This window comes from Mesocryomonas fontinalis (genome assembly GCF_055730125.2).
Map to the genome: position 1 here is coordinate 673,248 of NZ_JBUZWG020000001.1, position 10,796 is coordinate 684,043.

A 10,796-nucleotide genomic window follows, 5' to 3' on the forward strand; every position below is an offset into this window, starting at 1 on the left:
GCGTTCCATTGCACCGGACGAGAGATTACCCTCGCGATCACGTCGCCAGCTGCCGTCGCCATTGCCCTGACGTCGGCGATCTGGGGCAATGGCCGGCCGCGTGACCGGAGCGCGATCTGACCGCTGCAAAAGTCCTGCCGAGTTCCCGTCGAGCGTGATCGCGGTGGCCGGCGGCAAAAGGTCGTTAACCGGCAACGCTTATGACTGTCTGACGCCATTTTGCGAGGACGGTGATGTTCGTCGATACCAGCCGGGGACTGAGTGCGTCGCATCATCCGGCAAGGGTGATCGCTGTCTCGATCGTCATGCCCTGTCTCAATGAGGCGGTCAGCCTGCCGCACTGCATCGCCAATGCCCACCAGGCCCTCGCGCTGATCGAAGCGCAGCACGGCCTGCAAGGCGACATCGTGATCGCCGACAACGGCTCGACCGATGGAAGCCGGGAACTGGCGATCCGGCTCGGCGCCCGTGTCGTCTCGGTCGACAGACGCGGCTACGGCGCGGCGCTGATCGGCGGCTGCAGCAGTGCCGACGGGCGCTACCTGCTGATGGGCGACTGCGACGGCAGCTACGACTTCACCGACGGCGTCGCGATGATCGGCCGTCTCATCGCCGGCGCGGATCTCTGCATGGGGTCGCGGTTCAAGGGCGGGATCCAGCGCGGTGCCATGCCGTGGAAGAACCGTTACATCGGCAATCCCGTGCTGACCGGCATTCTCAACCTGTTCTTCCGGGCCGGCGTCAGCGATGCGCACTGCGGGCTCCGGGCGATCACCCGGGAATGCTTTCTGTCGCTCGGCCTCTCCGGCAGCGGCATGGAGTTTGCGAGCGAGATGGTCATCAAGGCCAGTCTCCGGGGCTGCGTCATCACCGAGGTGCCGGCCGGCCTTTCGGTCGATCTTCGAGAGCGCCGGCCGCATCTCCGGCCTTGGCGCGACGGCTGGCGTCATCTGCGCTATCTGCTGATGCTGAGCCCGACCTGGGTCTTCGGCGTCCCCGCGGCGTTGGCGATGGGCATTGCGAGCTTCATCCTCCTGTTCGCGCTCGGCCATATCCTTGCACCGGCGCTGCTGCCGCCGACCTTCGGCACCAGCTGGTCGATCGTCGCGGGCTTTCTGTTCACCAGCGGTTATCTCGCCGCCATCCTGGCGCTGGCAACCCATCTTCACGGCTACCGCCAGGGCTATCGCCCGCTGCGGCCCGTGCTGCGTCGCCATTCGGCCCGGCTGACGCTGGAGACGACGCTGGCGGCGGGCGCTTCGCTGGTGGTTCTGGGAGGCGCCGGCCTGCTGGCGATCGGCGTCTACTGGGCGCAGACCAGCTTCGGCGCCCTTGGCAACATCCTGCCGCTGGTGGTCGCGACCGTCCTGGCGACGGTCGGGGTGCAGACGATGCTCGGCAGCTTCATGCTGGCCATCATGGCCGGGCACGACGCCAACTTCGCCACGGACTTCGCCATCGCCAGGATGCCGCCGCCATGACCGGACATGCGAACACCGATACCGAAGCGCTTCGCCGGCAGGCCCCGGCGATCTGGAACACCGATTGGCTGCTGCTGCGGGGCCTTGCCGCCCAGCTCGACCGGATGCTCGGACGGATCGGTTCCGGCAGCGTGCTCGACTTCGGCTGCGGCACCCAGCCCTATCGCGACCTCGCGGTCAGCCATGGGCTGCGCTACAGCGGCGCCGACTTTGGAACCGCCGCGGAGATTGCGATTGCGCCGGATGGCACCCTTCCACCCGATCTCGAACCCGTCGACACCGTCATTTCGATGCAGGTGCTCGAGCATGTCGGCGACCTCGACCTCTATTTCAGCGAGATCGCCCGCGCGCTGTCGGATGACGGGGTACTCTTGCTGTCGACGCACGGCACTTGGCTCTACCATCCCCATCCCCAAGATTTCCGGCGCTGGACCCGGACGGGGCTGCAGCGCGACATCGAGACCCGCGGTTTCGTCGTCGAGGACATCGTCTCGATCGTCGGACCGCTTGCGACGACCACGTTGATCCGCCTGACCAGTTTCGCCTGGGCTCTGCGGCAGGTGCCGGTGGTTGGCCGATCTTTCGCCAACATCCTCGCCGTGATCATGAACCTGCGGGCCTTGCTGGAGGACCGCATCACCCCCCGCCAGGTGAAGGACGACAATGGCTGCGTCTACCTCGTGCGCTGCCGCAGGGCCCGAGCCCTATGACGCTCTTGCCGAGCCTTCTGCGTTTCGGCGGTGTGTCGGCCGTTTGCCTGCTTTTGCACAATCTGATCCTGGTCGCGGCGGATGCCGCCGGCTTGAACTACGTCATCGCCGCGATATTGAGCTATGCGATCGTTGTGGTCGCCGGATACCGTCTGCACTCCGCCTATAGCTTCCGCACCGCGAGCAATGGCGCTGGCTTTGCCCGCTATGCGCTGGCGATGGCGGGTAATCTTCCGGCGCAATGGCTGTTGCTGTGGTTGCTGATCGGACGCCTGGGGCTGCCGATGCTGATGGCCGCACCGCTGTCGACGCTGGCACTGACGGCGTATAATTTCCTGGTCAGCCGCTGGGCTCTGGCGGGAGAGCGCCGATATCCGGCGATCGGGCGGGAAGGCGAATGAGCGCGGCACGGGCCGGTCAGCAGGAACCAGATCTGACGCTGGAGGACGTCGCCGAAAGCCTCGGGGCGCATCTGGCGATGTATCGCCATAAGGCACCTCACTATCAGACCGAGATGCTGAACAATACGCTGCGCCTCTGGCAGCGCCCGCATCGGCGTCTGCTGGATGTCGGCGGCGGTACCGGCGTGATCGGCCAGTGCATGCAGGATCTGTTCCCGGTCGGCGAAGTCCTGTCGGTCGATGTGGTCGATCGCTTCTGTGCCAGCCTCTCGATCGCCCACCGGGTTTTCGACGGGGTAACGCTGCCGTTCTCCGATGGTGAATTCGACGCCGCAGCGCTCCACAACGTGGTCCACCATGTCCCGGTGGCCTCGCGGGTGCAGCTGTTTCGCGAGATCCGCCGTGTCGTCGCCGGCCCGCTCTATATCAAGGATCATCTGGCGAAGAACCGCCTCGACCACGCCCGGCTTGGGCTGCTCGATGCCATCGGCAACATCCCCTTCGGCGGCATGGTGAAGGCGCTCTATCTGTCCCGGTCCGATTGGGACCACCTGGCGTCGGCGAGCGGCTTTCGCATCGCTACCGAGACCTGCGGCCGCTACCGGCACGGGCTTTACAGCGCGCTGTTTCCCAACCGGCTGGAAACGACGATGCGCTGGGAGCCCGCCTGATCTCCATGAGGATCCTGACGGTAACGCATTTCTTCGAGCCGCATGGCGGCGGCATCGAGCGGGTTGCCGGCCATCTCTGCCGCGCTTTCGAGGCAGCGGGGCATCAGGCGGCCTGGGCCGCGAGCGGCTTGCCCGAGGCAAATGTCGCCGCCATCCAGCTGCCATCGTGGAACGGCATCGAGCGCGGCACCGGCTTGCCGATGCCGGTCCCGGGGCCCCGGGCGCTGGCGCGGCTCTGGCGCGCGGTCGGCTATTGCGATGGCGTCGTCATCCACGACGCGCTCTACCTCACCTCCGTCGCGGCAATGCTCGCCTGTTGGCTGCGGCGAAGGCCGGTGCTGCTGGTGCAGCACGTTGGAGACCTGCCTTTCCGCAACCGTCTTCTGCGGGGCCTTGCCGCGCTCGGCAACCGTGTCGTCGGCCGCGTTATGCTGGCCGCGGCGGACCGCGTGGTCTTCATCAGCGCGACCACGGCGGCCCACTTTTCCCGTGTGCGGCTGCGGGCGCCGGCCCGGCTGCTGTTCAATGGCGTCGACACGACGGTCTTCCGCGCCACGTCCGAAAGCCGGGACGTCTTGCGCCGGCGCCTCGGCCTCCCTGCCGGGCAGCGGATGATCCTGTTCGTCGGCCGCTTCGTCGAGAAGAAGGGGCTGGCGACGATCGAGGCGCTCGCGAGAGCCCGTCCGGACCTCTCCATCGTTCTCGCCGGCAGGGGGCCGATCGATCCGGCCGCCTGGAAACTCGCCAATGTCCTTGTGGTGCGGGGCGTCAGCGGACGGGCGCTGGCCGAGCTCTACCAGGCAGCCGACCAGTTGTTGCTGCCGAGCGTCGGTGAAGGCTTTCCGCTGGTGATCCAGGAGGCGATGGCCTGCGGGCTGCCGGTCATCTGCGGCCTCGACAGCCGCCGGGCCGATCCCGGCGCGCAAGGCTTCCTCACCGGGCTGCCGATCGATCCGGGCCGTCCCGAGATCAATGCCCAGGCGGTGATGCGGGCCCTCAATGCACCGCCGATGGCCGCTGCCGATCGCCGGAGGATGGCGGAATATGCCGAAGACACCTACCGCTGGTCGGCGATGGCGGAGGCAATCAGCGCGATGCTGGCGGAGAAGCTGTCGGCTGCGCGTCCTCGTGACAGGCCTGCTCGAGCGCCCTGAAATGGCTGTCGTCGCCGGGTGACATGGCGATCCGCTGGTTGATCCCCGTCAGCTCGGCCCGGCCGACGAAGGCGACGTCCTCACTCGAGCACATCCGGGCGACCTGTTCTGTCGTTAGGCTGCCTGCCAGGAGCCGGATCGGGCGATTGGACAGGTCTGGCCGGTTGATCACCAGATCGGATGCGAAGGCCGCGGCCCCCTCGTCGATCACCGCGATCGCTGCCGGCAGGCGGGCGATCGCCGCGGCGGCATCGGCATAGGGCACGGTGAACAGGGACGCCATCACGAGGTGGAGCGGCAGCAGCAGCAGGAAGGTCGCCGCATTGGCGAGGGCCCATAGCCTTCGCCCCGGCCAGACACCGCGCAGGGCCCGCCAGCCATGGCCGCCGATCAGGCAAGCGCTGCCGATCAGCCCGTGCAGGTAGCGATAGCCCCAGCCATGGCCCTGATAAGCCAACAGCAAGCCGACGACGGCGATGGTGGCAAGGATGCCGGCCGCGAGCGGCATCACCAGCGGCGCGCGCCAACAAAGGCAGAAGCCGGCCATGAGCAAGGGCAGCAGCAGCAGATGCTGCCAGGCGACGAAGCGCAGGAGGTTCATCGCCATCACGGGGAGGGCGACGAGACCGGTCTGCTGGAGCATCCCGGCGACGCGATCGATGTAGCCGAAGCGATCGCCGGTGGCCGAGAGGGTTTCCATGGCGCCGCCCGCCGTGTGCGCAACGAGTTGCGGCCAGCTCAGCCAGAACAGGCCGATGGCGAGGTAGGCACCGGCATAGAGGATCGCCAGCGCCCAGCGTCTCCCGACCAGAAGGCCAACGAGAAACGGCAGCACGAAGAGCGGATGGAACAGCGGCTGGTGCAGGCCCGTGGCGAGGAAGCCGATGCCGATCGCTGCCGCATGCCACCAGCCGCCGGCGAGAAACAACGCGAGCCAGACGAGGTTGAGGGCCAGATGCCCGGCCATCGCATAGGATGTCATGCCGAGAAGGATGACCTGCGAGGATCCGGCATAGAGCAGAAGGGCGACGGCCCGCGCGCCGGCATCGTCCGGCCAGAGCCGAACCGTGATGCGCCACAGCGCCAGCGCGCCGACCGCGGTGAAGGCGGGGCTGGCAAGGTTCGGGTCGCCCATCCAGCCGGCGAGGACTCGGGCGGCGGCATTGACCGGCAGATAGCCCGATATCCAGGCCTGACGCTCGGCGATCGGCAGAACGAAGGACTGGTTCAGCGCCTCGGCCATCGGCTGCCAGGCCTGCTGAATCGGGAAGGCCAGCCGGCCGCCGGCGAAGACCAGCCTATCGAAGCTCGCCATCTGTTCGTCGCGCGTCAGGTCGTAGCCGGCGAGCACCACGGTATGGCCGCCCCAGCAGAGGAGACCGAGACCGAAAGCCAGCATCAAGGGGTGACGCGCCACGGCCGTTATCCAGGCGTTCTCGCCTTCCGGCGTGTCGGCCTTCAGGCTGAAACGCAGGAATATACCGAGGGTCAGCAGGACGGCCAGATCCTGCCGCAGGAACAGCCAGAGGCTGAACTGCTCTTTCCCGACGATCAGCCCGCCGAGCCCGCCGGCAATGATGATCGCCCAGAGCCCGCAAAGCGCCAGCGGTATCGCAAGACGGGCGCGCGCCAGGAAGGTAACCGCAGCCGCGTCGTTCCCCATCCGCCAGGTCCTCTGCTGCGATTGCGCGCCGTTCCCGCCCATCGACCACGCGCGCGGCCCGACCACAAGGGCGCCAGGGCATGACTGCCGGCCGCGTCACGGTTTGCAGCGCCGACCTGCCGCCACGGCCGATCACCGCCCCCCAACTTGGCCTGTCGAACGAGCGCGACCCGCTAGTCATTCCTTAGCAAACTTACTGTAGCCTACGGAGAACAGGGAGAGTGGACTTTGGCTTTGCAGGACAGGACATTCGAGACGGTCACCCTGACGGATCTTGAAACCATGGGAACAGCTGAGTGCAACGCACTCAGCTTCGGGGTCGTGGGAATTGCCGCCGATACAGCTGTCGAAGTCTATAATGCCGCGGAGGCTCGTATGGCCGGGCTCGATGCGGAAACCGTTATGGGTGTTCCGTTCTTCGAGGCAGTTGGTCAGTGCATGAACAACTTCATGGTCGCTCAGCGGTTTGAGGATGAACCCGAACTCGATGCGATCGTGCCCTATGTCCTGACCCTGCGCATGCGTCCGACGCGCGTGAGGCTTCGGCTTCTCGCCTCGGCCGACCATCCGCGCCGCTACATACTGATTGAGCGCTGAGACTGAGGATCACGAGCTTGGCTTCCGACGAAGAGAAACTGCTCGAGTTCCTGTACGCCTGCCCCGTCGGGCTCATCGAGTGCGACGGCAAGGGCGAGATCGTGATGATCAATCCGCATGCCATGCAGCTTCTGCTGCCGGTGGCCGCGCAACGCGATGTCGGCAACCTCTTTGCAGCCTTCGAGCAACACGCGCCCGAACTGCGCAACCTCGTCACCAGTTTTCCAAAGCAGGCAGGGCGGGTTTGCGAGAACCACCGCATCGTCGTTGATCTCGGCAAAGGCCGGATTGGCGGCCAGCCGGTCGTGCTCGACTGCGCGATCATCAAGCTCGGACCAAACCGGCATATGATCACCTTGAGTGACATCAGCCGGCAAGTCGCACAGGAAGAGCGATTGAGCCAGGCGAACGCGTGGTTTTCGACGCTCCTGGATAAGATCAACAACTACTCCGTGGTGACCATCACGCCGGAGGGAATGATCGTCACGTTCGACGACGCCTTCCTCACGCAACTCGGTCAGAACCGCGACGAGCTTATTGGACGATCGCTCGCGGCGGCGCTTGGCTATAATACCGCAGACGAGATCCTGCCGCTGAGAGACCAGATGGAGCTTGCGGCCAGAGACGGCTGGCATCTTCAGGAGAGCTGGCAGATGCGTCTCGATGGACAGCGATTCTGGTGCCAGCGGCTTGTCGTCGCTCGGCGCGACGGAGAAGCCGAGGCCCCGGTGAGCTTCCGGGTTATCCTGCGCGACGTTCCCTATCGCGACTCGGCATCCGACGATCTGCGACGCCTTCTCACGCGCGACCACCTCACCGGCGCCGCCAACCGGATGCATTTCAGTCAGACGCTGGAGCGTGAACGCAAACGCTGGGAACAGCTCCGGCATCCGCTGGGCCTTGTCGTGCTCGACCTCGACCACTTCAAAGCCGTCAACGATACCCATGGCCATCCCGTTGGCGATATTCTCCTACAGCGCGTGGCCGAGCTCTGCAAAGGCCTGTTGCCGCAGCGTTCCTTGTTCGCGCGTCTCGGCGGCGAGGAGTTTGCGGTCCTTCTACCGCAGTGCCGACTGACCGATGCGTTCAGATATGCCGAACTGCTGCGGGGAGCGATCGAGGCCCTCGAAGTCATCTTCGAAGGCGGAGCTCTAAGGGTGACCGCCAGTTTTGGCTGTGCCGCGCTGGATGAGGCATCGGGCTCGACCGACGAGCTGATCGCTCTCGCGGATCGACGTTTGTACGCAGCCAAAGAGGCTGGCCGCAATCGGGTTCAACCCTTGGATATCGACGCTGTCAGTACTGCCGCGTGACCGCGCGAATGTCGGCGCGGTCGGCGCTCCGCCGCCTTCTCGGCGCCGTTGTCCGGGCGGAAGTGCAACGGTTGCGGGGCGGCTCGTCGCACCATCTCCCTCCGGGCGACTGGGCGGACGAGATGGCAATCGGAGACGACGGACTAGGTCTCGACTCGCTGGAGCAGCTGGGAGCGCTGGGCGCCCTGGCCGAGACCTTCCTGCTCGGCGACGACCTCCTTTCGGAGACAACCCCGGCGAGGGTAGGTGACTGGCTCGATTGGCTCGAGCGCGGTCGGCAGGCGGGTAAAAACTCGTTTTGTGTGAAAACCTCCGGGTCGACCGGCGTACCCAAGACTTGCCTGCACGATGTCGCCGACCTCGTCGACGAGGCGGAATATCTCGCAACCGGGTTTCCGCACTGCCGCCGGGTCGTCGCACTGGTACCGGCGAGCCATCTCTATGGAATCATCTGGACGGTCCTGCTGCCGGCGTCCTTGGGTGTTCCGCGGGCCGACCGTGCGCTGGGCAGTTCGCTCGGTCTGATGCCGGGCGATCTGGTCGTCGCAGTGCCCGCGCAGTGGGGGGCGTTCCTCAGACTGAAACCAGCCGTGCCTGCCGGGTGCGTCGCGATCAGTTCTGCCGGCGTCCTGACGGACAGCATGGCGGCCGACCTGCTCGAGGCCGGCTTCAGCCGGGTCGTCGATGTCTACGGCTCCTCCGAAACGGGGGCGATTGCCATGCGCGACGCGCCCGCCGCCGGATACGCGCTTCTGCCGCGTTGGGAACTCCTGGCGGGCGGTGATGGATTCCAGATCGTCGATCGGAACGGCCTCACCGCCGCGCTGCCCGATCACATCGAGCAACTGGGACCGCGCCGCATCAGACCGGCTGGACGCCGTGACAGTGCGGTGAAAATCGGCGGGCTGAATGTCTGGCCAGGCCGGGCGGCCGCCGTTCTCCGCGAAACCGATGGCGTTGCAGATGTCGCGGTAAGGCTCGGCAAGAATGGCCGCCTGAAAGCATTCGTCGTTCCGGACACCCATCTTACGCCGGCTGATCTTCAGGAGGTTCTGGAACAGGTCGCGTCGACAAAACTCACCCCTGTCGAACGCCCGAAAACCTACCGCTTCGGCGCCGAGCTGCCACGCAACGGCATGGGCAAGCTGGCAGACTGGACCTGATACGGTTGGTAAGACTGCAACCGCTGATCAAGCTGCGTGAAGAGACAGGCTTTTTTTCCAAGACCGCAGAAAGAATAGCGGCAGGAACTCGGCTCGGGTCAACGTCTGGAATGCAATGACGGCGATACGCGGCCAAAAGCCACCTTCACTGCCTCATCAGCTTCAGACGATGATTTGGTAGCGGGAGAGGGACTTGAACCCCCGACACGCGGATTATGATTCCGCTGCTCTAACCAACTGAGCTACCCCGCCCCGGCGTCGACTGCGTCGGACCGGGCGGGATATAGGGTTCGGGCGGCGCGGCTGTCAAGAAGAAGCTGGCGTTTGAGGATCGCGACCGTTCGAAGGGTGGGGATGGCGCCGGGGGAAGGGCGGTGCGGCCGGCATTTCGTGGGCGCGGGGTGTGGCCTTGCGTCATCAGCGGCGCGACATTCGCGGCGGTGCCGGGCGCGGGGCGGCGAAGGGCGCTTGCGGCGCGCCGCGAACTGGCGTGATGGTGCGCCGACCGATCGACCATGGCCCAGAAGGCCCGCTTGCGCGCCGGCCGATCCCGCCGCGGGAGTTGCAGCTTGACCGTTCTGACACCGGGGCAGACGCCCCTTCGCCGCCGGCATGCGGCCGTGCGGCTCGCGCTCGCGGCGCTGATCGCCGGTTCTGTCGCGCTGCCGGCTCTCGCGACGCCGCGCATCCTCGTCGATGCCGAGACCGGCGCGGTGCTCTATGCCGAGGATGCCGCGGCCTCCTGGCACCCGGCTTCGCTGACCAAGATGATGACGGCGCACCTGGCGCTCACCGCGATCGAAGCCGGCCGCGCCAGCCTCGATACGCCGGTGGTGATGTCGGCGCTCGCCGCCGCCCAGCCGCCCTCGAAGCTCGGCCTGAAAATCGGCGAACAGCTGCGGCTGGAGGATGCACTGCGGATCATGCTGGTGCACTCGACCAACGATCTCGCCGTCGCCATCGCCGAGACGCTCGGCGGCGGGTCGGAGGATCGCTTCGTCCAGGCGATGAACGCCGAGGCGGTGCGGCTCAGGATGGATGCGACGTATTTCGTCAACGCCAACGGCCTGCACGACGAGCGACAGGTGACCACCGCCCGCGACATGGCGGTGCTGGCGATCAGCATCCAGCGCGGCCATCCGCGCTATCTCGACATGTTCGCCGCACCGGGCGTCAGCGTCGACGGCAAGCGCTGGAAGAACACCAACCCGCTGATCGGCAAATATCCCGGCATCGACGGGATGAAGACCGGCTATGTCTGCGCCTCCGGCTTCAACCTCGTCGCCACCGCCGCGCGCGGTGGCCGGCATCTGGTGGCCGTCGTCCTCGGCGCGCCCAGCGGCAAGGCCCGCGGCGACCAGGCCGCGGCGCTGCTCGACAACGGCTTTGCCGGGCTGAAGCCGACGGCCCAGCTCGGCGATTTCTTCCGCCCGTTCCCGGTGCGGGCGATGGATCTCAGAAAATTCGCCTGCGGCAAGGCGATGGACTGAGCGCGAGCCAACCGGGCGTTCCGGTGTGTGCTCCGCCATCTGAAGCTCGACAGCGCCGGAGCTCCTGAAGCCCCTGTAGCCCTGCAGCGGGGGCCGGGTACCGGCGTCTCGGCGCCCTGCCGGCATGAAGCGCTGGCTGCCTGAAAACGGCGA

10 protein-coding genes and 1 tRNA gene are annotated in these 10,796 nt (G+C 66.4%); 9 read left to right on the forward strand and 2 right to left on the reverse strand.

What is annotated here, in order from left to right; all coding sequences use genetic code 11:
- The first annotated feature begins 233 nt into the window (after positions 1-233).
- From ACZL02_RS03080 to ACZL02_RS03100, 5 genes are read left to right on the forward strand one after another with little or no spacing between them, the layout of a single operon-like run.
- Positions 234-1,481 (forward strand): glycosyltransferase family 2 protein, encoded by a 1,248-nt coding sequence (locus tag ACZL02_RS03080; RefSeq protein ID WP_472938710.1) that lies wholly within the window; start codon positions 234-236, stop codon positions 1,479-1,481.
- Positions 1,478-2,191 (forward strand): class I SAM-dependent methyltransferase, encoded by a 714-nt coding sequence (locus ACZL02_RS03085; RefSeq protein ID WP_472938711.1) that lies wholly within the window; start codon positions 1,478-1,480, stop codon positions 2,189-2,191. The genes ACZL02_RS03080 and ACZL02_RS03085 overlap by 4 nt, the downstream gene beginning before the upstream one ends.
- A complete protein-coding gene (locus ACZL02_RS03090) occupies positions 2,188-2,592 on the forward strand; it encodes a GtrA family protein (RefSeq protein ID WP_472938712.1) in 405 nt (134 codons plus the stop codon). Before ACZL02_RS03085 ends, ACZL02_RS03090 begins: the two co-directional genes overlap by 4 nt.
- Positions 2,589-3,263 carry a class I SAM-dependent methyltransferase gene (locus ACZL02_RS03095; protein WP_472938713.1) on the forward strand — a complete coding sequence of 225 codons (675 nt, stop codon included), beginning with the start codon at positions 2,589-2,591 and terminating at the stop codon, positions 3,261-3,263. Before ACZL02_RS03090 ends, ACZL02_RS03095 begins: the two co-directional genes overlap by 4 nt.
- A 5-nt stretch (positions 3,264-3,268) precedes the next feature.
- Entirely contained in the window at positions 3,269-4,417 is a 1,149-nt protein-coding gene (locus ACZL02_RS03100; RefSeq protein ID WP_472938714.1) for a glycosyltransferase family 4 protein, read from the forward strand.
- On the opposite strand, the gene ACZL02_RS03105 is transcribed toward ACZL02_RS03100, so the two are convergent.
- Entirely contained in the window at positions 4,350-6,080 is a 1,731-nt protein-coding gene (locus ACZL02_RS03105) for a hypothetical protein (RefSeq protein ID WP_472938715.1), read from the reverse strand. The two genes, ACZL02_RS03100 and ACZL02_RS03105, sit on opposite strands and share 68 nt — an antisense overlap.
- Before the next feature lie 228 nt (positions 6,081-6,308).
- Between ACZL02_RS03105 and ACZL02_RS03110 the strand changes: the two genes are divergently transcribed.
- From ACZL02_RS03110 to ACZL02_RS03120, 3 genes are all read left to right on the forward strand, one after another.
- Positions 6,309-6,677 (forward strand): hypothetical protein, encoded by a 369-nt coding sequence (locus tag ACZL02_RS03110; protein ID WP_472938716.1) that lies wholly within the window; start codon positions 6,309-6,311, stop codon positions 6,675-6,677.
- 17 nt (positions 6,678-6,694) lie between these two features.
- Entirely contained in the window at positions 6,695-7,990 is a 1,296-nt protein-coding gene (locus tag ACZL02_RS03115) for a sensor domain-containing diguanylate cyclase (protein ID WP_472938717.1), read from the forward strand.
- Between the two features lie 122 nt (positions 7,991-8,112).
- Complete coding sequence (locus ACZL02_RS03120; protein ID WP_472938718.1) at positions 8,113-9,153, forward strand: AMP-binding protein; 1,041 nt, start codon at positions 8,113-8,115, stop codon at positions 9,151-9,153.
- Between the two features lie 175 nt (positions 9,154-9,328).
- On the opposite strand, the gene ACZL02_RS03125 is transcribed toward ACZL02_RS03120, so the two are convergent.
- A tRNA-Met gene (locus tag ACZL02_RS03125) sits at positions 9,329-9,405 on the reverse strand.
- Positions 9,406-9,722: 317 nt separating this feature from the next.
- On the opposite strand from ACZL02_RS03125, the gene ACZL02_RS03130 reads away from it, so the two are divergent.
- On the forward strand, positions 9,723-10,643 hold the full coding sequence (locus ACZL02_RS03130; protein WP_472938719.1) for a D-alanyl-D-alanine carboxypeptidase family protein: 921 nt from the start codon (positions 9,723-9,725) through the stop codon (positions 10,641-10,643).
- The last annotated feature ends 153 nt before the right edge of the window (positions 10,644-10,796 follow it).